The 23,218-nt window shown below is 39.0% G+C and carries 23 protein-coding genes, 2 tRNA genes and 2 pseudogenes; 25 read left to right on the forward strand and 2 right to left on the reverse strand.

All coding sequences use genetic code 11. From position 1 onward, the window contains the following. Positions 1-20: 20 nt before the first annotated feature. The 5 genes from CQA63_RS06505 (at position 21) to CQA63_RS06525 (ending at position 6,500) form a co-directional block, all read left to right on the forward strand. On the forward strand, positions 21-1,772 hold the full coding sequence (locus CQA63_RS06505) for a nitrite/sulfite reductase (protein ID WP_158655463.1): 1,752 nt from the start codon (positions 21-23) through the stop codon (positions 1,770-1,772). A 15-nt stretch (positions 1,773-1,787) separates the two neighbouring features. Further along, positions 1,788-3,248, forward strand: coding sequence for a siroheme synthase (locus tag CQA63_RS06510; protein WP_104699741.1), 1,461 nt, complete (start codon positions 1,788-1,790; stop codon positions 3,246-3,248). Positions 3,249-3,304: 56 nt separating this feature from the next. Next, positions 3,305-4,681 (forward strand): YeiH family protein, encoded by a 1,377-nt coding sequence (locus tag CQA63_RS06515; RefSeq protein ID WP_104699740.1) that lies wholly within the window; start codon positions 3,305-3,307, stop codon positions 4,679-4,681. 30 nt (positions 4,682-4,711) lie between these two features. Beyond that, entirely contained in the window at positions 4,712-5,593 is an 882-nt protein-coding gene (locus tag CQA63_RS06520; protein ID WP_104699739.1) for a homoserine O-succinyltransferase, read from the forward strand. A gap of 127 nt (positions 5,594-5,720) precedes the next feature. Then, entirely contained in the window at positions 5,721-6,500 is a 780-nt protein-coding gene (locus tag CQA63_RS06525) for an MBL fold metallo-hydrolase (protein ID WP_233706587.1), read from the forward strand. A gap of 62 nt (positions 6,501-6,562) precedes the next feature. Here the strand turns inward: CQA63_RS06525 and CQA63_RS09855 are convergent, their stop codons facing one another. Continuing rightward, positions 6,563-6,706: a hypothetical protein gene (locus tag CQA63_RS09855; RefSeq protein ID WP_170128384.1), complete on the reverse strand. Its 144-nt coding sequence runs from the start codon at positions 6,704-6,706 to the stop codon at positions 6,563-6,565. Between the two features lie 752 nt (positions 6,707-7,458). Between CQA63_RS09855 and CQA63_RS10580 the strand changes: the two are divergent. The 17 genes and pseudogenes from CQA63_RS10580 to CQA63_RS06595 all read left to right on the forward strand — a co-directional run. After that, positions 7,459-7,749: pseudogene (locus CQA63_RS10580) on the forward strand (pentapeptide repeat-containing protein); the annotation flags it as partial. Between the two features lie 135 nt (positions 7,750-7,884). Next, a pseudogene (locus CQA63_RS10585) lies at positions 7,885-8,013 on the forward strand (hypothetical protein); the annotation flags it as partial. A 209-nt stretch (positions 8,014-8,222) separates the two neighbouring features. Beyond that, entirely contained in the window at positions 8,223-8,591 is a 369-nt protein-coding gene (locus CQA63_RS06535; RefSeq protein WP_104699737.1) for a hypothetical protein, read from the forward strand. A 90-nt stretch (positions 8,592-8,681) separates the two neighbouring features. Then, a complete protein-coding gene (locus tag CQA63_RS06540) occupies positions 8,682-9,701 on the forward strand; it encodes an Eco57I restriction-modification methylase domain-containing protein (protein WP_104699736.1) in 1,020 nt (339 codons plus the stop codon). 47 nt (positions 9,702-9,748) lie between these two features. After that, a complete protein-coding gene (locus CQA63_RS09495; RefSeq protein WP_147288742.1) occupies positions 9,749-10,240 on the forward strand; it encodes a hypothetical protein in 492 nt (163 codons plus the stop codon). 251 nt (positions 10,241-10,491) lie between these two features. Next, entirely contained in the window at positions 10,492-10,737 is a 246-nt protein-coding gene (locus tag CQA63_RS10235) for a hypothetical protein (RefSeq protein WP_233706525.1), read from the forward strand. Then, positions 10,725-11,516, forward strand: coding sequence for a hypothetical protein (locus CQA63_RS06545; RefSeq protein ID WP_233706524.1), 792 nt, complete (start codon positions 10,725-10,727; stop codon positions 11,514-11,516). The genes CQA63_RS10235 and CQA63_RS06545 overlap by 13 nt, the downstream gene beginning before the upstream one ends. After that, a complete protein-coding gene (locus tag CQA63_RS06550) occupies positions 11,509-12,492 on the forward strand; it encodes a Dam family site-specific DNA-(adenine-N6)-methyltransferase (RefSeq protein ID WP_104699070.1) in 984 nt (327 codons plus the stop codon). The genes CQA63_RS06545 and CQA63_RS06550 overlap by 8 nt, the downstream gene beginning before the upstream one ends. Continuing rightward, positions 12,440-13,561 carry a DNA adenine methylase gene (locus CQA63_RS06555; protein WP_244916280.1) on the forward strand — a complete coding sequence of 374 codons (1,122 nt, stop codon included), beginning with the start codon at positions 12,440-12,442 and terminating at the stop codon, positions 13,559-13,561. The genes CQA63_RS06550 and CQA63_RS06555 overlap by 53 nt, the downstream gene beginning before the upstream one ends. A gap of 670 nt (positions 13,562-14,231) precedes the next feature. After that, the gene (gene purD / locus CQA63_RS06560; protein ID WP_104699068.1) at positions 14,232-15,515 is read left to right on the forward strand and encodes a phosphoribosylamine--glycine ligase; all 1,284 of its coding nucleotides are present in this window, start codon (positions 14,232-14,234) and stop codon (positions 15,513-15,515) included. Further along, entirely contained in the window at positions 15,508-15,978 is a 471-nt protein-coding gene (locus tag CQA63_RS06565; protein ID WP_104699067.1) for an RDD family protein, read from the forward strand. The genes purD and CQA63_RS06565 overlap by 8 nt, the downstream gene beginning before the upstream one ends. Continuing rightward, a complete protein-coding gene (locus CQA63_RS06570; RefSeq protein ID WP_233706523.1) occupies positions 15,975-18,155 on the forward strand; it encodes an LPS-assembly protein LptD in 2,181 nt (726 codons plus the stop codon). The genes CQA63_RS06565 and CQA63_RS06570 overlap by 4 nt, the downstream gene beginning before the upstream one ends. A 9-nt stretch (positions 18,156-18,164) precedes the next feature. After that, positions 18,165-18,821 carry a hypothetical protein gene (locus tag CQA63_RS06575; RefSeq protein WP_104699066.1) on the forward strand — a complete coding sequence of 219 codons (657 nt, stop codon included), beginning with the start codon at positions 18,165-18,167 and terminating at the stop codon, positions 18,819-18,821. Further along, on the forward strand, positions 18,821-20,938 hold the full coding sequence (locus CQA63_RS06580) for a polyribonucleotide nucleotidyltransferase (protein WP_104699065.1): 2,118 nt from the start codon (positions 18,821-18,823) through the stop codon (positions 20,936-20,938). The genes CQA63_RS06575 and CQA63_RS06580 overlap by 1 nt, the downstream gene beginning before the upstream one ends. A 97-nt stretch (positions 20,939-21,035) precedes the next feature. Beyond that, positions 21,036-21,344 carry a F0F1 ATP synthase subunit C gene (locus CQA63_RS06585; RefSeq protein ID WP_104699064.1) on the forward strand — a complete coding sequence of 103 codons (309 nt, stop codon included), beginning with the start codon at positions 21,036-21,038 and terminating at the stop codon, positions 21,342-21,344. 29 nt (positions 21,345-21,373) lie between these two features. Beyond that, a tRNA-Leu gene (locus tag CQA63_RS06590) sits at positions 21,374-21,458 on the forward strand. A 33-nt stretch (positions 21,459-21,491) separates the two neighbouring features. Further along, positions 21,492-21,578: transfer RNA gene (locus tag CQA63_RS06595), tRNA-Leu, on the forward strand. Positions 21,579-21,703: 125 nt separating this feature from the next. On the opposite strand, the gene CQA63_RS09860 is transcribed toward CQA63_RS06595, so the two are convergent. After that, entirely contained in the window at positions 21,704-21,865 is a 162-nt protein-coding gene (locus CQA63_RS09860) for a hypothetical protein (protein ID WP_158655419.1), read from the reverse strand. A 72-nt stretch (positions 21,866-21,937) separates the two neighbouring features. Here CQA63_RS09860 and CQA63_RS09865 point away from each other — a divergent pair, with 72 nt between their 5' ends. The 3 genes from CQA63_RS09865 to CQA63_RS09500 form a co-directional block, all read left to right on the forward strand. Further along, positions 21,938-22,081 carry a hypothetical protein gene (locus CQA63_RS09865; RefSeq protein ID WP_158655418.1) on the forward strand — a complete coding sequence of 48 codons (144 nt, stop codon included), beginning with the start codon at positions 21,938-21,940 and terminating at the stop codon, positions 22,079-22,081. 320 nt (positions 22,082-22,401) lie between these two features. Next, on the forward strand, positions 22,402-22,860 hold the full coding sequence (locus CQA63_RS06600; RefSeq protein ID WP_158655417.1) for a DMT family transporter: 459 nt from the start codon (positions 22,402-22,404) through the stop codon (positions 22,858-22,860). A gap of 158 nt (positions 22,861-23,018) precedes the next feature. Then, a partial coding sequence (locus CQA63_RS09500) for a hypothetical protein (protein WP_147288743.1) occupies positions 23,019-23,218 on the forward strand: 200 nt, incomplete at its 3' end.

Here is a 23,218-nt window from a genome sequence, read left to right on the forward strand (position 1 = left end):
AATAAATGGAGGGGGGAGAGATGAGTGTGTATAACATACCAGATTCGGTTTTAAGGGATGATTTTGCGTTTTTTAAGCAAAGTTATGATGACTTCAAAAATGGCAAAATAGATGCTGCCGCATTTAAGGCTATCCGCGTACCTTATGGAATCTATGAGCAAAGAGAAAGAAATACTTATATGATTAGATTAAAAACGCATGGGGGAGTGGTGAGCCCAAAGCAGCTTTTAGCGCTCTCTGGCTTTGCTAAAAAGTTTGCGAACTTAAAGCTGCATGTAACTACAAGGGGAGGCTTGCAGCTGCATTATGCGCGCTTTGAGGATTTGTGCGAGATTATAGAATCTTGCCATAAGATAGGCATTACAGGACGAGGCAGCGGAGGGGGCTGTGTACGTAATATTGTGAGTGATGTGCTAAGCGGGGTGGCTTTAGATGATGTGTTTGATGTGCAGCCTTATGCAAATGCGCTCACAAGCAAGTTTTTAGGGCTTAAGGATAGCTTTACCTTGCCCAAAAAGTTTAAAATCGCCTTTTCTAGCTCTCGGGCTGATAGAAGCCTAGCAACTATCACAGATGTGGGCTTTATAGCAACTATTAATAAAGACAATAAAGGTTTGGAAAAAAGGGGGTTTATCGTTTATACTGCAGGGGGTTTGGGGGCAAAAAGTAGATTGGGGTTTAAGCTTTTTGACTTTATCCCTGATAATGAAGTGTTTTTGGTCGCAGAGAGCATAAAACGCGTTTTTGATAAGTTTGGTGATAGGGAGAGAAAGTCTCAAGCAAGACTAAGGTTTGTTGCAGAGAGATTGGGAGAGGAGGAGCTAGCAAGGCTTATTAAGAAAGAGATAGCATATCTAAGGCAGCAGGGGGGATGGGAGATTCATATATCTCACTCTGTATCTTTGCCTCCGCTTGAAGATACTGTCTTGCCAGAGATGAATAGGGAAGAAAAGCTATGGTGGAGTCGCTTTGTCTCTCCGCAAAAGCAAGCAGGGTATTATTACATTAAAGTACCCTTGCAGTTAGGGGATATACCCTATGAGTGGGCAGAGAAGCTAAGCATTGCTTTAAAGTATGCCCCGCAAGGTTGCATTTGCTTTAGCTCTGAGCAAAATCTCTATCTTAGGCATCTAAACTCTAAGCTCGCGCTCTCTTTATATAGCCTTATAGTGGAGTTTTCTCCTCAAAGTTTAAAGCCCACTTTACTGGGGGATATGGTGGCTTGCACAGGGGCAGCGACTTGCCAGCTAGGGATAGCTCGCCCAAGGGGTGCGCTTTTAGCTATTGAATCTTACCTTAGCCAAAGAGATATGAAGCTTGATAGTTTGCAAGGCTTTAGCCTGCATATGTCTGGCTGTCCCAATTCTTGTGGAAATCACGCCACTGCAAACTTAGGATTCTTTGGGAAGATTAAACGCAAGGGGGAGCATTCTTATCCTGCTTATAATGTGCTTGTTGGGGCATTTATAGAGGAGGGGAAGACAAGACTAGGAAAAAAAATAGCAGATATTTCTGCCTTTAGATTACCTGAATTTGTTTATGCCGTTTTATCAGCTTATATGAAAGACAAGCCTAAATTTACAAGCTTTGAATCATGGCTAGGAGAAGGGGGCGGAGAGCAGGAGATTATCTCTTTAGCCCAAAAGTATGAAGAGATACCAGATTTTGATGAAGACCAAAAGCCTTATTATGATTTTACAAGTGATGAGCTTTTTGATGTGAGCTTAAGCAAGAGAGGCATAGGGGAAGAAAACAATAAAAAAGGTGCATAGATTAAAGGAAAACTTATGGGGGATAATAAATTATTAAAACAAGATGCTAAAAATGTGCTTCCTATAGCCCTCACTCCTAAGAAAACTTTGCTTATAGGGGCGGGGGCAGTAGCCAAGCAAAAATACCAAGTGCTAAAAGAAGCGGGATTTGAGATACAAATCTGTGCAAAGGAGATAAAAGATGCATTTTTCTCTCCTTTAAGCGAAGACATAGTGTTTGCTCATTTTGGTATGTCAGAGGAGATGGGCTATACGATTATGGATAGAGAGTGGCATGAGGATATAAGTGATTTTATTAGTAAAAGAGGCTTTGGCTTGGTGGTTGATGCGAGTGGGGATGGTGCTTTGGGGCAGTTTTTGTTTGCTTATAGGCGCAAGGGCGGGTATTTGCTCAATGTCGTAGATATGCCGCATTTATGTGATTTTTATTTCGGTGCGATTACGCGCAAGGGTGAAGTATCTGTGCTTGTAAGCTCAAATGGTGCTAGTCCCCTTCTGGCTCAAAACATTAGGGATAAAATCGCTACGCTTTTGCCTAAGGCTATTGCGTCTTTTTCATATATGCTACAAAAGAGTCGCACGAAGCCACTAGGGGCGCAAGCCAAGCAAAGCATAAGGGCATTGTGTAAAGAGAACTTAGGCAAGGTGTTTATTATAGGCTGTGGTCCCAATAAGCTCTCAAGCTTGACGCTCAAGGCGTTTGAAAGCTTAAGCCTGCTTGATGTGGCATTATTAGATAATCTTGTGGGGGAAGAGATTTGGGCATATTTGGAGCATTTGGGTGTAGAGTGTATAAATGTAGGCAAGGCTAAAGGTAAGCATAGCTTTAAGCAAGAAGCAATCAATGCCCTTATGCTTCAATACGCTAGAGAAGGCAAATGCGTAGGTCGGCTTAAAGGGGGCGACCCTGCGCTTTTTGGTAGAGTGTGGGAGGAAGTGAGCTTTTTACAAAAGCAGGGTGTAGAGTGTGAATGTATAGCGGGGCTTAGCTCTTCACTCTGTGGGGCATTGAGTGCGGGGATAGTGCCTACTTTGAGGGGGGTGAGCTCGGGCGTGCTGATTGTAAGTGCGCATTTGAGGGAGAATATCTTCCATGCAGAGTGGCTTACTTGGCTTTTAAACTCGCCCTTTACTTTCATAGTAATGATGGCTCATAGCTTCGCTTCGCGCATAGTGGCTTATGCAAAGGATTTGGGCATTTCTTTGAGCATTCCTGCGGCTTTTGTCTCTCAAGTGGATTGTAGGGAACAAAAGGCAGTTATAGGGAGTTTAGGACAATTAGAGCAAATGGCAGCAATGGTTGAGAGACCCGCTATATTGATACTTGGGGAGGCGGTGAAATCATCTCTAAGTATGCCTTATGCTGGGCAGAGGATAGTCCTCCCGCCCTTAAAGCAGGACTTCGCACTAGGCACAAAGCTTAGGCTTAATGCCCAAAATGATGTGAATAATGCAAGAATCATGCAAGAAGTATAGAAGTGTTTCATAGCTTTAAGTATATAAGATGATAGAGAGAATAATGGGGGAACATAATGTATATAAAAAAATGGGGGAAAGTCTTTGCAAGTGAAGATGGCTTGGCAAATGCTATAGGTTTGTTTTTGATTGGTGTTATAAGCTTGTTTTGGGCTTTTGATGCGTTGGGGGCTTTGAGTGTGTTTAAGGTGAAGTTTAGCTCTTGGGGAAGTGGAGGTGAGATATTCAAAGCTTTGAATGTCAGTGTATTTCATATCTTTGCTTTATGGGCTTTGTTTTTAGCCATTTTTGCCTTGGGGGCTTATATTTTGGGACGTAATGCAAGGCATTTTGTCTTAGGCTTTAGTATCGTGTATGTGCTTTCTTTGGTGGTGGCACTTTTAAGCACGCATACTTTTGCCAAAGCTTGGAGCTTAGAGACACCGCTTATTGCGCTGCTTCTAGGGCTTTTAATAAGTAATAGCTTTGCTTTGCCACAATGGTTTAAAGATACGCTTTTAGTAGAGCAGTATGTGAAAGTAGGCATAGTGCTTATGGGGGCTACTCTGCCTTTGCATTTGCTTCTTAGTGCTGGTGGAGTAGCGATAGCTCAAGCTTGTATTATTACGATCATCACCTTTTTTAGCATATTTTTTATAAGCACGAAAGTTTTCAAGCTAGAGCCTAGCTTTGGGGCGACTTTAGGTGCTGGGGGAAGTATATGCGGGGTGAGTGCAGCCATTGTGATAGGGAATGCCGCTAAAGCAAAGGCTGAATATATAAGCGTGAGTATTAGTATAGTGGTGTTTTGGGCTGTAGTCATGGTGATACTCTTGCCACCATTATGCCGCTATTTAGGCTTAGATATGGGTGTGGCTGGAGCATGGATAGGTACATCAGAGTTTGCCGATGCTGCAGGGCTTGCAGCTGCTCAAAGCTTAGGGAGCGAGCGGGCTGTTGCTAGCTTTACTTTGATTAAAGTGATTGGGAGAGATATGTTTGTAGGTATATGGGCTGTGCTTGTAGCATTTTGCTCTATAGCGCTTTGGTCAAAGAGTGCTAATAAGGAAAATGCTGTTACAATACATTCCCATACAGATTCTCAAGCCATAACATCAAAAGTCAGCATAAGTGCGATTTGGGAGCGGTTTCCTAAGTTTATTTTGGGCTTTATTGTGGCTTCAATTTTAGGCACTTTGTTTTTGGCATTGCTTTCACTTGATAGTCAGAAACTCTATCAAAAAGAAGCCTTAGGCTTTGTCAAAGAGCTTAGGAATTGGATTTTTGTTTGGACATTTTTGTGCATAGGTTTAAGCACAGAGTTTAAGAAAATCTTGCAAGTTGGGCTTAAGCCCTTTGTGGCTTTTAGCTTAGGGGTAGCTATTAATTTACCCTTAGGCTTTATTCTATCGCAATATGTTTTTTATGAGTTTTGGAGTAATTTCCCACAATAATGCGTTTAACTATCACATCAAGGGGGGCATATGCCTTTAATCATTCCTAGAGATATTCCAGCTTTTGAACTTTTAAAAAGTCATGCTTTTGTGATTGACACACAAAGGGCACAACACCAAGATATACGCACTTTAGAGGTGCTTATTATTAATCTTATGCCCATTAAAATAGAGACAGAAAATCAAATTCTCTCTTTGCTGGCTAACTCCCCCTTGCAGGTGAATATCACGCTTCTCTCCACAGCGAGCTATGTGGGCTCAAATACATCTAAAAGCCATTTAGAGCGATTTTATGTGAATTTTAGCGATATTTTGGGGCGCAATTTTGATGGTGCGATTGTTACCGGCGCGCCTGTGGAGCATTTAGCTTATGAAGAGGTGGCGTATTGGGAAGAGCTAAAGCAAATTATGGATTATCTTAAAGCCCATTGCACAAGCACACTTTATCTCTGCTGGGGGGCTATGGCTGGGCTATATCATTTCCATAAGATTCCTAAAGTCGCCCTTAGTGCGAAGGCTTTTGGTATCTTTGAGCATAGAATCATCACACAAGATAGCCTACTCACAGGCGTAGATGAGATAGTCAAAATGCCTCATTCAAGGCATTCAGGCATAGATGAAAAAAGTGTGCGCGCAAGCGGGCTTAAAATCTTGCTTGAAGGGGAGGAGAGCGGTATAAGTGCGTTAAGGGATGAAAAAGATTATTTCATACTCGCTCACCCAGAATATGCTAAAGATACGCTTTTGCTTGAATATGAGCGAGATAAGCAAAAGGGCTTAGATATAGCTAAGCCTTTGTATTATTTCAATGAGCGGGGCGAAGTGGTGCTTTCTTGGAAGTCAAGTGCGAGTGTGATGTTTTCAAATTGGCTGAACTTTTCTGTGTATCAAAATACGCCTTTTGTGCTATGAAGTTGCCTAAAATGAGTATTTTTGTAAAATACAATTGCAAAAAGTGCATAAAAGATTCTATATTTAAAGAAAAAATATATTCATTCATATTAACTTAAGCCCTTTAAACCACTTACAAAGGCAGAATATGAAAAAGTTTTTTATTGCTCTTTTATCCCTAGCCCATATAGTTTATGCTATAGATTTTAGCGATATTGATGTGCATATTATTTCACTCGGTGAGTTTGACCCACCGGTCTCTAAGCTCATAATAGAAGAGAAAGACAAGCAAGAAATCGCTAAAAAAGTAAGAAAAAATCAGCATAATGTTATGCTCCTTAAGGGAGAAGGCTTTAATGCTCTTGTAGATACGGGCTATAGCCACACTCAAGGCACACTTAAAGAGAAGCTTCAGGCGCATGGGCTGGGGTTTGGCGATATTACGCATATCATTATCACGCATGCTCACCCAGACCATATAGGCGGCATACTCAATGATAAAGGCGAGCTTAACTTTAGTAATGCCCTTATGTTGATTGATGAGAGGGAATATGAGTTTTGGCTTAAAAGTGATAATGAACTCATAAAGAGAAGCCTCCTTGCCCTCAAGGATAAAAAGGCATTTTTTGACCACAGCAAACCACTCTTTGAGACGCAAACGCAAGTGCGGGCTCTAGCTGCTTATGGGCACACACCCGGGCATAATCTCATAAGTATTGAAGATACGCAGGCAAAAATCGTATTTTGGGCGGATTTATTGCATGTCTATGATGTGCAGATTCAAAACCCAGATATTACTATTGCCTTTGATAATGACAAACAAGAGGCGCTCAAAACGCGTAAATCATATTTGGAGCTTTTTAAAGCCCAGAATGTGCAAGTAGTAGGCTCGCATATGCCTTTTAGCGACCCATCATATTTACCCTAATGCTTTGATTGAGCTTTGTGCCACATCTTGCCTTTGTGGGCTTCAAAGTGTGAAATACTCTTTTAATTTTTGGTGATTTCAAAAGAGATGTTTTGCACTTTGCAGATTGTGCTTTGCTTACTTTTGTGTGGCTCTGCCATCTTGCATCGGGTCATTACCACTCCCGCTGAAATGTGATATTCCCGTGCAGGTAGAAATTTTGTCATTCTTCACCCTCTGTAAGAGGGAGAGTCGCTGGTGATTCTCTTAAGAGATTCTTTACTTCGCAAACATTCTGCTTAATATGATAAATTGCCTTGTTTGTGTTTATTGTATTAAAGATGAATTTGTTGAAAATATGAATAAAAAATATTGCGAAGAAAACAAGCTGAAATTTGTTGAAGTCGTTTTGGCTAAATAATATTTAAGCAAAGAAAGACAACTTGAGTTTTGCCTAATGCTGTGCGTTTTGATAGGCAAGTATTTGGAGCAATCCAAGTAACAAAACAATACGAGATAACCTCAAAAAATAAGGCAAGATAATAAAATGAAACCTATCACCCTTGAAGAATTTAATGCTTATGCCAAGACGTGTTCAGAAATGAAACCTAATCTTTGGCAATTCCTTACTCAACTCAGCTTTGATAAGCATAAGCGCGTTGTTTATCAAAACAATACTTTGATTGTCAATGTAAAAATAGAATTTATAAGAAATGATAGGCAAAGTGAGGATTTACTTTGTAAAGAGTTGATATTTAAAGATATGCACTTTATGCAAGATGTAAGCATTGATAAAATTGATGATTTACTTTTACATATTGATAATAATGTAGTTTTTAAAAAATTCCTCATAAAAAGTATTAATGAAGAAGAGATAAAAGGGAGCACAAATAATGTATGGATACATAAAGATTTTAAATGTGAAGAATGTATCATAATGAATTATCGTATCGTTTCATTTTGTGTGTTTGCTCATAATATGTATGGAAATTTTACTTTTAATGAATGCGAATTTGAAAATTTTTTCTACTATCAGGCAGAGTTTCATAAATTTAATTTCTATGGAAAGATTTTATTTCGTGCTTGTATTTTTAAAAATAATACGACTTTCATAAATTCCATCTTTCACAATCAAGTAGATTTCAAAAAATCAAAATTTTGTGATAACCCTCATTTTAATAATGCTATTTTTAAGGAATCTGCGGATTTTCACGAGTGTGTATTTGAGAAAGTAGCGTGTTTTTATGGTGTAACCTTTGAAAAAGTCCCAAATTTCTCACAAGCAACTTTTGAGGGAAGTGTCAATCTTGTCAATGCAAAGCTTGAGTTTGACTTTGAAAATGTAGAGACAAATATCAAAGAAACGCATAAAGCATATCATCAAGAAAGACAAGAGAATAAGCCATTAGCATATTTTGCCAATGATTTTCGCGATTCATTTCGGCTCTTTAAAAATGCGTTGATTAAAGATAATAATCTTTTAGAGGCTTCGCAGTGGCATAAACTCGAACTTTATTGCAAAGAAATAGAGCTAGATTCTAAAAAGTCTAAAATATTTAGCAAAGAATGGATAGATAAATGGGTATTGAGATTCTACCGCGCTACCTCTGAGCATCACACGGATTTGTTGAAGATTCTCAATAATGTATTAATGTTGATAGCATTGTTTGGATTATTTAGTTTTGGAATGTTTTGTTTTGCGCAAAAAGGAGATATTGGATACGCGCAAGATACACAAGCGGTATGGTAATGTTAGGTAAAATCCCTCCATCATCGCATTTTTGGGTTGATTGGGATTACGAGGTGTTCTTAGAGTTGATTGTAATAAGCGCGATTTGCTTTGCCTTTGTCGTTATATTTTTTATCTTACTTTATTTGAGGCAATATGAATGGTTTAAAGCCATTATGGCTTTGTGTTTTATCGGAGATATTTTGATACTTGCCATTAAACCTGCCTTACTTCTCCCTATCTTTGGCAAATTCCTTGATGAAAGCTTAAAAGTAAATTTCCCTGCATTTACGAGTCTAAGTGCAATTTATGCAATCTTAATGTTTTTACTCATTTTTTCCTTGCAAAAAACCGCACGTAAAAACTCCATAATCCCGCATTAGGATTCTCTATAAGATAAGGCTTATTCCTTAAGACAGAAGAGCGAGCTTTAGAGCTATAATCAGCACATTTTAGGACTAAGGTTAAACAAAATGGAAGACACAATCAATAATTCAAGCCAAAGTGTGCAAGGCTGGGACATCGTGCTAGGCAATCCCCCATACGGAGCAGATATAAGGGAATATAAAAATCTTTATAAAAGCATTTATAAACACACCAATAGCGGCGCACTTGATAGCTATAAGTTTTTTGTGGAGTTGGGCTATAAGCTCTTAAAAGATAGAGGGGTTTTAAGCTTTATCACGCCTATTAGTATTACAAGCTCTAAATCAAATGCAAATTTGCATAGATTGCTTTTAAGCCAATGCGAGCAAATAAAAGTAAGTAGCTATGGGAATTCCCCTGCTAGAATTTTCCTCAATGCTGACCAAAGGGTATCTATCATAACTTTTACAAAGACTTTCACCCCGTGTAAGAGATTGCTTACTAGCAAAGTAAATTTAAGAGATAAAAACACATCTATCCAAAGCATTATTGATAATCTCTGTTTTATAGATAGCTTAGCGTTTATTAAAGATGGGGCTTTTGCCAAAATGGGCTTAAAGATAGAAAAAGACATTTTATCTAAACTTTATGCCCATAAAACCACGCTTAAAGACTTTATGCAAGGCAAAGAAAATGTGTATTATAGAGACACAGGCGGGCGGTATTATGATCTTTATACAAGCTATTCTACCACAAGCTCTAGCACGCAAAAATATTTTCCTACAAGTGATGCTAAAATGCTTGTAGGCATTATGTCTAGTAGCTTATTTTGGTGGTATAGAAATTTATATTCAGAGGGGAGGCATAGCTATATTTATGAGTTTGAATCTTTTCCCATTCCGCTTTTAAATAATCAAAGCATTCAGGCTTTGCGTGATTTAGGATGGCAATATGAGAGAGATTTAGAAAAACACGCAGAGTATCGCAATGGTGTGAAAACTTACATTATACGCAAATCAAAGCGCCTTATCGATGAGATAGATGCTATCCTTTGTCCTTTATATGGGCTAAATGAGGAGGAAAGGGATTTTATCATTCATTATAATATAGCATTTCGCACAGACTAAAAGGCGATTTGTCGGCTCTTTAGTCTTGGAATAGCTGGGCTGAAGAATTGCTTCACAAAGCCACTAGACAATCCCAATCCTATTGTCATTCTGAGCCCTCTTTAGAGGGCGAAGAATCTCTACCCGAGCCACTAGTCGCCCACAGAGATTCTTCGGTCGTTTCACTCCCTCAGAATGACAAAATAATAGCATTTGCTAGAAATCCAAACAGCAATTCTTCACCCCTTGCAGGGGTTCAGAATGACAACAAGTCCAATCCACAAGATAAAATTACCTTGCAAGGGAAGTTAGTTTGTCATTCTGAGGGCGGGCGTAGCCCAACCGAAGAATCTCTCTTATCCGCTAAAGACTCTTTAATAGAATCACTAGAAAGGCAGTTAGTTTGTCATTCTGAGCATTGTGCAGAAACTTCGCCCGAATTACCAGTGACTCTCCAAGTTTGTCATTCTGAGGGAGCACAAGGTGCGACCGAAGAATCTCTAAAGGAATCACTAGTCGCCCACAGAGATTCTTCGGTCATTACCATTCCCTCAGAATGACAATAGTGGCAGAGTTCAAAGGTTTGTGATGGCAAACTTGGCAAATTTTTAGTGATTTCCTTGAGAGTTTCTTTATTTCGCACACGATTCGCTCAAAATGACAAATTACCTTCGATTTTATTGCAAACTGCAAGCTCAATAAATGCACAAGATTTTATCTGTGAAGTTGCAAAATAATTGTTTTTATATAAATTCCTTAAAGCGTTTTAAGTTAGAATCGTATTAACTCAATAAGGGAAAGGGGGCAAGCTTTGAGCAGCTTAAATCTATGGATACTCACTGAGGAGAGACCCAAATTAGAAGTCTTGCACTTTATTGTCAAAATGTTTATGCGAGATGCTAGAATCTGTGCTTTTATGGATAATGTGAGAATCTTGCCTATTGTGAAGCAGGGTATGTTTAATTTGCTTATGAAATTATCGGCGTTAGAAGCAACCAAATTGCAAAAATATATCTTGAAATCATCGGTGGGCAAAGTAGCTTTGTGGATTACTTAGTCTTCTTTCAAGAGCATAGACCGACCTTGCAGGATATTCCTTGCTATCTCATCGAAGAAACTAAAACTGATGATAGCGAAAGCCGAAATACAGGGGTTTATCAGAGGATTACGAAATTTGTTTATGCACATTATTTTTATCCAGATTCTAAAAAAATTATGCTTTATAACTTAAAAGTAGCTCAAAAAGCAAAACCCACACCAACCTCAAGATTTGGCACGAGAATTTTAAGAACTCTAGGTGTCGAGATTGTAGGCAAAGAGTTTCAAAAAGATGATGAGATTTTAAAGCCTTTTGAAAATATTGAAGAATTAATCTCTTTTAAGGCTCAAATGAAAAATCCTCCAAAAGGCAATGTGAGCATACAAATGTGTAATAATGCAGTTCAAATTTCAGCTAGATTAGTGAAAAATGGCAGACTAGCCCATGACCCAAATATCGGGGCAATAAGCGGAATTGCTGCTGCATTAAGAAAACTTGGTTTTAGAGAGAAAATAGAAATCATCTCTCATGGATTAGCTCAAGAGCAAATTGGAGAAAAAAATAAATTCATACAAATTGCAAATCTTTTAAGTCTCTCCTTGCAAGGGATTGAGATTCCAACCTATAAAATTATCCGCTCTGTTGTGTTATATGGTGGTGATATAAAAGAGATTATAGAGGTTGAAATTGGCTTTTTACTTAACGCAAAAGGTGAGATGATTTTAGGCATAAAAGCTCCAAAGATTTTTATAACTTCACTTAAAAATTTGCTTGATTTTTGGAAAAATAATGACTAAAACATTACAACCAACTAATCATTATTGCAAATCCCCACTCAATTATATCGGTGGCAAGTACAAGATTCTCCCTCAACTTTTACCCCTATTTCCAGCACAAAGTGATATATTTTTAGATCTTTTTTGCGGGGGTTGTAATGTAGGGATAAATATAGAGAATCTAGCACTGCAAAATTCAAATACAACCAAACATTTAATGCCACAGGCTCAAAAGTTGATATTTAATGACAATTTAACTTATCTCATTGATTTGTATAAATATCTGCAATGCAATGCTTTAGAAACTACATTGCAAGCAATTGATAATATTATTTCAAAATACAAGCTAGATTTACAAAATGCACAGGGTTATTGTTTGTTAAGAGATGATTATAATGCACATAAATCCCCTATTTTGCTTTTTGTGCTTATCGCCTTTTCTTTTAATCATCAAATCCGCTTTAATAATGCGCACAAGTTCAATAATCCCTTTGGTAAAAATCGCTCAAGCTTTAATCCAGCAATGCGTAATCATCTTATTAATTTTGTCAAAGCGTTACAAAATAAGCCCATCACATTTTCTAGTCTTAACTTTGAGAAAGCTCTAGATTCTGTTGCTTTAAATAGGCAAAGCTTTGTTTATGCTGACCCACCCTATCTCATCACACAAGGCACTTATAATGATGGAAAGCGAGGCTTTAGTGGCTGGAATGAGCAGCTAGAAAAAAGACTTTTATATTCTTTAAAATTTTTAGATTCGCAGGGTATTAAATTTGCGCTATCCAATGTTTTATCTCACAAGGGAAAACATAATGAAATACTACAACAATGGATACACACCAATGATTATGTAGTTTATTGCATTCAATCACATTACACGAATGCAAACTACCAAACAAAATATAAAGATAAAAATCTCACCAAAGAAGTATTAATTACCAATTATGAGAGCTCAAAAGCTCTATACACAGGAGATTCTCATGCGCTTTATTGGTAATAAAGAATCTCTAGCGCCTAAAATTTATGAAATTTTAAAAAAGCACAAAATAATAGCATTCCAAAAATCACAAAGCTTTTTTGATATGTTTGCAGGAAGCACAAGCATGGGGAGATTCTTTAAACAAAAAGGTTTTAATATTTATAGCTGTGATTTGCTGTATTTTTCATATTGTCTGCAAAAAGCATATTTAGAAAACAATCAATATCCAACTTTTGAAATTTTGCAAGATAAAATAGAATCTTTTAATTCAAATGCTACTCTTTTTGAAAATATACAAACTCCTTATCAAAAGGTGCTTAATTATCTTAATGCCCTGCCTTGCAAAAAGGGCTTTATCTACCACAATTACTCACCTAGTGGAAGCAGAGATCTAAAAACTCCTAGAATGTATTTTAGCGATAATAATGCGGCAAAAATTGACGCTATAAGATGGCAGATTGAAGTATGGAAAATACAAAATCAAATCAATGAGAATGAATATTTCATTCTTCTTGCCACGCTTATAGAATCCCTTTCATTTTACGCTAATGTCGCTGGCGTATATGCAGCATTTTGTAAAAATTGGGATAAAAGGGCATTAAAACCATTCAAACTTAAAGCAATAGAACTATTACTAAGTAATACAAAACATTTTTGTTTCTGTGGCGAATCTAAAGAGATATTAAAAAGCTTTGAAGATTCAATCTTTGATATTCTGTATATGGACCCGCCCTATAATCATCGCCAATATGCTCCTAATTATCATTTAGTAGAAACCATTGCCAAATATGATAACCCTACAATAAGAGGCGTGGCAGGATTAAGAGAATGGCAAAGCCAAAAAAGTGCATTTTGTAATGCTAAAACTGCCCTAAGTGAGCTTGAAAAGATCGCGAAAATAAAAAATTATAAAACGTTGGTTTTGAGTTATAACAGCGAAGGGATTATGAAAGAATCTCAAATCAAAGAAGTTTTAGAGCCTTTAGGGAATGTAATTTTTGAAAAAATCCCCTGTACGCGCTTTAAAAGTAATGCAAACAATGGTGCAAGGGAAGTTTTTGAATATCTATGGATACTTCAAAAGTAATATTTGTCTTTTTTCTATTGAAATTCTTTGTTATCCTTCTTTTGTCAATACATTAAGCGCTCCATGGTCTTTTTGAAATGTTGTAACATTTTTATATCCTTTTGCTTGCCCTCTTTTATTTTTTTCAAACTCCTTAATCGCTTTGCTAAGCTCTTCTATCCTCTTTCTGCCTCTTTCTGTGTTGGTTTTGCCTTACTAAACTTTGCTATTTTTGGGAAATGCTAGAAAATCTTTGGTTGCGTTTTTTGATGATTTAAGGTCATATTTGCTCCTTATAGGTGTGGCAAATATCTCTTTTTGGGATTTTTGTGAGTATAAAGGGCTTGGGAGAGGGTTGGCTTAATTGTCATAGTAGCACAGCCCATAAAGGCAAAATACTCAAATGCTAAAGTCGCTTAATGGTGCTTATTAAATCTGCTTTGTTATAATGCCCTTAACCTAAATGACGCGCCTTTCCTTCTTATCGCTAGTCTGTTATCAAAGATTTTTGGACGATATGGTAGTAATTTCTGTGTGTCGGTGTTTCTGCTTGAGCTTGCTTGGCAAGTGAGGATTTGCCGCCTAATGAGATTCTCCTTGTCCTATTTGTGGCTTTTTAGGGCTACGCATATTGGATAACGCTCATTTGGGGGTTTCACTATCTGCATTTACAATATCTCAAAGGACTATCATGCAAGAGCGTATTTTGATTATCGGTAATGGGGGGAGAGAATATGCTATGGGGCTGGCATTGAAGCAAGATAGTCGCATAGCCGCTTTATATTTCGCTCCGGGCAATGGCGGGACTTCGCAGCTAGGGAGTAATCTTAGCTATAAGGGCTTTAAAGAACTTTTAGAACTCATTACATTACATCACATCACACTTGTTATTATAGGACCTGAAGCCCCGCTTGGTGAGGGCTTAAGCGATGAGTTACGCGCGCACAATATCCGCACTTTTGCTCCCTCAAAAAAGGCGGCACGTTTAGAGCTAAGCAAGGCGTATATGAAAGATTTTGTCTCAAAAATAGACGTTCCTACAGCAAGATATATGCAATCAAGCGATTTTATGAAGCTTTCTGCCTTTATTGATACACTCTCTGCCCCGATTGTGATAAAGGCTGATGGCTTATGTGCTGGTAAGGGCGTGATTATTGCTAAAAGTCAAGAAGAAGCAAAATCTCTAACCCAAGATATGCTCTCTGGCAAGGCATTTGGCGAGGCTGGTAAATGCGTTGTTATAGAGGAATTTTTAGAGGGATATGAGCTTTCGGTATTTGCTATTTGTGATGGGCAAGATTATATACTGCTCCCTGCGTGTCAAGACCACAAGCGACTACTTAGCGGAGATAAAGGACCAAATACCGGTGGTATGGGGGCTTATACACCTACACCTCTCTGTGATGAGTATCTTTTAGAGAGGATTTCTCATACTATCATCTCCCCTACATTGAAAGCTATGAAAGAGCAGGGCAGTCCATTTCAAGGGGTGCTCTTTGCGGGAATTATGGTAGTAGAGAAAAATGGCGAGCCCTCGCCTTATCTTTTGGAGTTTAATGTCCGCTTTGGCGACCCTGAATGCGAAGTGCTTATGCCTTTATTACAAACGCCCTTGCTTGATGTTATTACATATAGCATTGAGGGGAGGATTAAAGACTTAGAGTGTCAATTTAAGGAGGGCTTTGCTGTGGCGGTGGTAGCCTGCTCAAAAGACTATCCTTATGCTTCAAGTGCGAGTGTGCCTATTACTATTGGAGAGTTTGAGGCAAATTTAGGGCATATTGTGTATGCGGGGGTAAGCTATGATGAGCAAAAGGGGCTTATGGCAAATGGTGGGCGCGTGCTTTTAGCAGTGGGATTGGCTCATAGCATTAAGCAAGCAAGGGATAATGCCTATAAGATTTTACAATCAGTCTCTTTTGAGGGTATGCAATTTAGAGATGATATTGCCCATAGGGTGTTACACAATGACTGAAGAGGCTATCTTAGAAAATCTTGCAAGAGAGAATCTCCAGCTTGCTTCTAAGGCTTTGCGCTCTTTGGCTTGGTTTATTGATATGTTTTTACTCTCTTTGGTGTTTGTTTTTATCCATTTTGATACCCTATCGCAGATTCAAAATACCTCTGCACATATCGATTATGGCATCTTCCGCGGGTTTCTTATGCAATATGCGTGGCAGGTGTGGGTGCTAAAAATCGCTTATGATACGCTCTTTGTGTGGTATTATGGCAGCAGTATCGGCAAGCTTATATGCAAAATGCGCGTAGTGAGCGTAGATTTGTTTGATAAGCCACATTTTCTATCTGCTTTGTTTCGCTCTATTGCTAAATACATAGGCGAGAGTTTGCTCTATATTACCTATATCTTTGGTCTTGGGGATAGATGTGGGCGCTCATTGCATGATAGATTGGCAAAGACTTTGGTAATTGCATATTGAAGCGCTATATTTATATCTTTTGCTGTGTTTTGTGTATAGGCGTGAATGCACAAAGCAAGAAAGATATGTTTGATTTATCTGCAGATAATGTCCGTGCTCGTGGGGAAGAGATTATCGCTACTGGGAATGCGTTTTTACTCTATGGGGATACCTATATGGTAGCTCATCAAATTACCTATAATAAGCAAACTCAATATGTGCATTTAGAAGGTGGAGTGAAAGTGTATCAAGGAGATGTGCTCTACCTTGATACACAAGAAGCGCAAATGAATATGCAAGATAAGCAAATAAGTATTCAAAATTTCTATTTGCAAAGCACAATGGGTATATGGATAAGCGCAAGAGAAGCTAAAGGATTAAATGGCGTATATACCTTTAAGCGCAGTGTGATTTCAGGCTGTGATATAATCCACCCCCTTTGGCATTTAAATGTAAGCTCTGGGACATACAATACACAAAAGCAATATATGAGTGTATGGAATCCACGATTTTATGTAGGGGTAATGCCTGTATTTTATCTCCCTTATTTTATCGCTCCTACGGGGAATGTGCGCAAGAGTGGCTTGCTCTCCCCTGAAATGTCTTTTAGCAATAAGCAGGGCTTTATGTATATGCAGCCTTATTTTCTCGCACCATTTAATCGCTGGGATATGACCATAGCCCCTCAAGTTCGCACTCATCGCGGTTTTGGAGGGGATTTGGAGTTTCGCTTTGCAGATAAAGATAATCAAGTAGCCCTATTGCAAACACGATATTTTCAAAATACTGATGAATATACCTTAGAAAACAATCTTAAAAATAAATATATCTATGGGGGGACATTTTTATATCAAACACGTGGTATTTTTAGCCATAGTGATACTTTGCGCGATGGCTTTTATGCAAATCTCACTTATATGAATGACCTTGAATATATGCGTTTAAAAAGCTTGAATGCTACATTTAATACACGTCTTTATGAATCTCGCATAAATTATTTTCTCAATACCAGCAAGCATTATTTTGGCGCATATTTGAAGTATTATCTTGATCTCTCTAAAGCAAGTAATTCAGATACCTTTCAAGCATTGCCCCATATACATTATCACTACTATACAGATTCTTTGTTTTTAAAGAATCTCCTCTATACCTTTGACTTTCAAAGCAAATATGTGACTCGCCCCTCTGGCTATGGGTATTTTCAAAATATACTTTCTCTCCCTATAGGCGTAGCTTTGCCGCTTTTTAAAGAATATGTAACATTGGGGGCAAACCTTGATATGTATATGACTTCTCTCTCACTCCAAAATGCACAAGGCTTGGTTGATGCCACAAATGCAGCTATGCAAAATCAAGTCAATTATGCTGTGGGGAATTATAATATCTCGCTTAATTCCGACCTCGCACGTCCATATAAGCATTTTTTCCATGCCTTTCATATTGAAGCGATTTTTAGCGGGGCATTATATAAACACACTTCTCAAGCTATCTCAGATGAGCGCTATGAGGCATATAATGCCTTGCTTGATAGGGGTTTAGATAGCGCGCTTCTTGCCTCATATTGGAATCCAAGCGATATGGTTGATGTAGTCAAAAACAAGCATAAAGTTGATTTAAAACTCTCTCAATATTTTTATGGCAAAAATGGCAAAGAGTTGTTTTATTGGCGGATATATCGGCGAATTTTCTTGCAAGATAGCTTTTTAAGCGCATCGCAAACCTTGCGTAATGAATTTGGCTTTACCCCCTTGCAAGGTTTGAATCTTAGCGCCTCAGTGTTTTATTCTCCTCAACGCAAGAGTATTGCTGAAGCCTCGCTTAATGCTTCATTTAGCAGGTGGGGGTTAGATTCAGTCTTTACATATTACTTTAAGCTAGATCCGCTCTATTTGGCTTCAGGGCTGTATGCTTCAGGGAATACAGGCTTTGCAAGAGGGAGCTTGGGCTATGATTTTGGCTTTTTTCGTTTAAATGCAAATGTGGGCTATGATGTGGGCAGTGGTTACTTAAAGGATTGGTATGTTACAATCTCCAAAGACATTCGATGTTTTGGCATAGGTTTAAAGTTCGCTCAAGATATAGTCCCAACGCTTGGAGCGGATAACAATATCATACCCCTTACTAATCAATATGTAAAAATAGAATTTCGTTTCGTACCTTTGGCAAATACAGGTGTAACATATCGATTCAAAGAATAAAGGATAAAAGTGCAAAAAATCATTTTTGAAGATTCTAATGATGCCATCAAAGCATTACTTGAAGTGATAAATATTAAAAATCTCCCTCTGCATAATGCGCTCTTAGTAGCATTAGGAAAGGAGGGCTTAATCTACGCCCATAGCCTTTCTCAAAAGTTAAAAATCCCTATGGAATTTCTTTTCACACAAATTATCCCTGCCCCTCATAATGCTGAATGCCCCATTGCCGTAGTGAGTGAAGATATGGAAATTGTGATGAATGAGGCATTGGTGAGTGCCTTTCATATCAGCTTAGATTACGTCTATGGTGAAGCCCAGCGCCAATATGAAGAAGCGATTTTACCCGCGCGCTATCAATTACGCAAGGGCGAGGGGCTAAGCTCTTTGCAGGGTAAAGATGTCTTGCTTTTTGATATGGGCATAGAAACGGGCTTTCGTATCGGGGTGGCAATGAAAACTTGCATGAATATGAAAGCAAAGAGTTTATGCGCTATCGCGCCTATTATGCCAAAGGATATTTATGAAGTTTTAAGTGAGGTTTGTGATGAGGTGTGCTGCCCTTATGTGGTTGAAGATTATGTCTCTAGCGCGCATTATTTCCCCAATCTCACACCTTTAGATGATGAGAGGTTTGAAGAAATACTAAATAACACAAAGGATACATAATGACATCTGTAAAGATTGAACTAGCAAATTTAAGCGAGGAATATCGCTTTGATTATGTAGGTAGGGGAGCAAATGGAGGGATTTTATACCAAAATGGCGGAAGTGTGCTTTTAGCAAGTGTATGTACGCAAGAAGATAAGCCTGTGGGTGAGGATTTTCTGCCCTTAAGTGTGCAATATATTGAAAAAGCTTATGCAAAAAGTAAATTCCCCTCTGGCTTTATTAAACGCGAGGGCAAGCCTAGTGAATCTGAGATACTCACCTCAAGGCTTATAGACCGCACATTACGCCCACTTTTCCCCAAAGGGTATGGGTATAATACTGCTATTATTGTATTAGTGCTGAGTTATGATGGCAAAAGTGATTTAGCCCTTAATGCGCTCAATGCCGCTGCCTGCGCGCTTTATGTGTCTGACTTACCCTTAGAATCTCTCAAAGATAATGCAGTAGCTGGGGTGCGCATTGGGCGCATTGATGATAACTTCGTGTTAAATCCCACTCCTTTAGAATTAATGCAAAGTGAATGTGATATTTTTATTTCAGGGAGGGGTGAAGAACTATTGATGATAGAAATGAAGTCTTTGCGTACTGCTAAGGGGGCAAATGAGCTAAGCGAAGAGGCATTTTTAGAAGCTATACAATTAGCTAAAAGCTATATAAGCCATGCCTCAAAACACTATAATCAACACTTCAAACCCCATAAAAAGCCCCCACTTTCTCTTCCACTTTATGAGCAAAACTTCGATCAAAGCCTATATGAAGAAATTTATGCCCGCTATGCCCCACAACTCAAAGAAAGCATTACTTTTATGGCAAAATCAGAATCTGCCAAATCTCTCTCCAAGCTTATAGCACAGGTAGCGGAGGATTATAGCCTTGAGCACACACAGGCACAAGATTATGTGTTTGCAGCCAAAAGGCATTATGTGCGCAGTATGATTTTAGATTCTGCCATTAGGGCTGATGGGAGAGGCTTTAAAGAAGTGCGCCCCATTAGCATAGAGACAAATATTTTACCTTTTGTGCATGGGAGCGTGCTTTTTACACGAGGGCAGACACAGGCGTTAGTGAGTGCCACATTAGGCGTGGAGAATGACGCTCAAAGCTATGAAAGCCCAGCGAGTAAAACGCCTTTAAAAAGGCATTTTTTATTTCATTATAATTTTCTCCCTTTTAGCGTTGGTGAAGCCGCACTTATAGGAAGTGTAGGGCGTAGGGAGTTAGGGCATGGGAATCTTGCTAGAAGTGCCTTGCATTCAAATATACAAGAGCAGACACAAAGTATCCGCTTAGTCTCTGAAATTTTAGAATCTAATGGCTCAAGCTCAATGGCAAGCGTGTGCGGAGGCTCATTGGCATTATGCGCTTGTGGGGTGGAGGTAGATTCTTTAGTGGCTGGTGTGGCAATGGGGCTTGTAACTTCAGGTGAGAAATATGCCATACTTACTGATATTAGCGGTTTAGAAGACCACGATGGCGATATGGATTTTAAGGTTGCTGGAAGTTATAAGGGCATTAGTGCTATGCAAATGGACATTAAGCTTGGGGGCATTACAGAGACAATACTCAAAGAAGCCCTACTTCAGGCAAAGGAAGCAAGGGCACATATTTTGGAGATTATGGAGAAGGCTAGGGCAAATATAAAGCTAAATGTAGATATTTTGCCTAAAAGCGAGAGCTTTATGATACCGCCCAATAAGGTTGTAGAAGTGATTGGCGCAGGCGGAAGAGTGATTAAGGATATTATTGAACGCTTTAATGTAAGTGTGGATTTAGCACGTGATAGCGGTATGGTAAGTATCCATGCGGATAATATGGATAATTTGCAAAAGGCAAAAGCTTTTATTATGCAGCTTGTAGGCGGCGGGCAGAGTGTGGATTGGGATAGCTATATCGTGGGCGAACATTTTATAGGCAAAATTAAAAAAATCACGGATTTTGGGGTATTTGTCGAGCTCCCACGCGGAGGCGATGGGCTTTTGCATATAAGCAAGATTACTAAAGATAGGCAAGCGCGGCTAAATGATATACTAGAGGGGATAGAGGAGCTTGAATGTGAGATTCTCTCACAACATAAGAATAAAGTTGAATTAGGGCTTATCCAAAGTATTATTTAATATTTGTTTTATCAAAGCTTAGGCATAATGCTCTCTCCAAAGTGTTCAGTAGGGGACAGATCCGAACAGGCTTTGAGATAGAATCTGAGGTGGTAAAATGAAAATTTTAGCTCTTTTATGTTTAGGAATGATTGGTCTTGCTTTTGGAGCAGATGTAAGTGGCGAAGATATGATTAAATCATATTCAATTGCTGGGGCTGTTATTGGCTTAGGTATCGCTGCACTTGGTGGTGCTATTGGTATGGGTTCTGCGGCTGCAGCGACAATCGCAGGGACAGCACGTAACCCCGGTATCAGTGGTAAGCTTTTGGGGACAATGTTTATTGCACTTGCTTTGATTGAAGCGCAAGTTATCTATACATTGGTTTTAGCTCTTATCGCGCTTTATGCGAATCCTTTTATTTAATGCTTTCTTCCCCCTTTAATAGGGGGTATGCGCTGGTGGTGGAATTGGTAGACACACCATCTTGAGGGGGTGGCGGGGCGACCCGTGCGAGTTCAAGTCTCGCTCAGCGCACCATACTTCTTAAATATCTCACTTAATAATCTTATCGCCGGAGTGGTGAAACTGGTAGACGCGCTAGACTCAAAATCTAGTAGGGGCAACCCTGTGTCGGTTCAAGTCCGACCTTCGGCACCATTTATGTTTTATACAATGAAGTTATTTGATCAAAATATCAAAGTCTATGGACGCCCTCCATTGAAATACTTTTATGTGTGATGGCTGGTAGTTTTAGCTTGAGAGGGCTTTTGAGTGAGCATTACTCACTTTATGTGTTTCATTCTTTTTGTGGCAAACACAAATAGATTGAGAGATAGTGATTCTATTAAAGAGTCTTTAGTAGATAAGAGAGATTCTTCGCCTCCGCTCACGCCCTCCCTCGTGATGCCAAGATAATTTCCCTTGCGGGTAGCTAAGTTTGTCATTCTGAACCCTCGCAGAGGGTGAAGAATCTCTGTGGGCTTTCTGTGAAGCATTGCTTTTTGGATTGGGAGTAAATGTTGTTAGTTTGTCATTCTGAGCGAAGCGAAGAATCTCTCTTATCCGCTAAGGACTCTCTTTCAAAAACACCAAAAAGTGCGACTAGCGATTCCTTTAGAGATTCTTCGGGTCGCTTTGCTCCCCTCAGAATGACAAACTAACAGAGTCGCTGGTAATTCGGGCGAACTTTCTTCGCAATGCTTAGAATGACAAACTAATTTCCATTGCAGCTGTTTATTATGTGTGGGTTTCCCTTGCGGGTAGCCAAGTTTGTCATGTCTTTAGGGCTTCAGCCCCGAAGAATTCACGTGGGCGACTAGTGTTCGGGCGGGGATTCTTAAGGCTTACAAAGCCTTAAGACATAGCAAAAAGACTTAAGAGTTTGAGTAGCCATTCTCAAAATACATGAGCACCCTCTCATTTTATTTCAGCTGATATGAGAGTTATAAAGGCTTAAAACCTATAAATGAGGAGGATAGGAATGTTTTACTATATGTTAGCTTTTGTTATGGGCTTAGCCATAGCCCTGCAAGCCCCGATTAATGCAGCCCTTGCACGCTCTTTAGACAACACACCCATTATGGCAGCTGTGGTCTCATTTGTGATTGGAAGTGCGTGTTTAATAGCTATTGCTTTTTTTAGCCATTCTCTTAACTTTCATACATTAAAGGCTCTCACGCAGCAGAATTGGTGGAAATTCCTAGGAGGCATTTTGGGAGCGTTTTTCGTCTTTGGGAGTATTATGCTTGCGCCAAAAATAGGGCTTATCAATATGTTTATCCTAGCTCTTATGGGGCAGCTTGTTACAAGCGTAGTGCTTGATAGTATAGGCGCTTTTGAGCTTAGCGTGAGGGCAATATCTTGGCAGAAGATAGTAGGCTTATGCGTAATGTTTGTAGGGCTTGGCATATTTTTTCAAAAGGAGCTTTTCTCTCAATAGTGAGCCTTGCGGACTTTGCTTTGTATAAAATGTATTTCTCATCACTCACTGCCTGAATTGTTAGTATTGCCATCACAAACCCTTGAAAAGAAAAAAGGTGAGTGAAGAATTGCTGTTAGAATTGCTAGAAACTCTGCCACTATTGTCATTCTGAGCTTGTGAAACAAGCGAGGAATCTCTTTTGGCTTTCTAGTAGGTTTGAAAGAGATTCTTCGGTCGTTTCACTCCCTCAGAATGACAACAAGTCCCAAACGTCTCCCAGCAGTGAGATATATTCTCACTGCGATAAAATTAAATCGCACGAAGTGCCACCTCTTAAAGCGTCGTCGGGGCGGGGGATATATAAGGGGGAGGGAGC

This window comes from Helicobacter marmotae, assembly GCF_003364255.1.
Lineage (GTDB): Bacteria > Campylobacterota > Campylobacteria > Campylobacterales > Helicobacteraceae > Helicobacter_C > Helicobacter_C marmotae.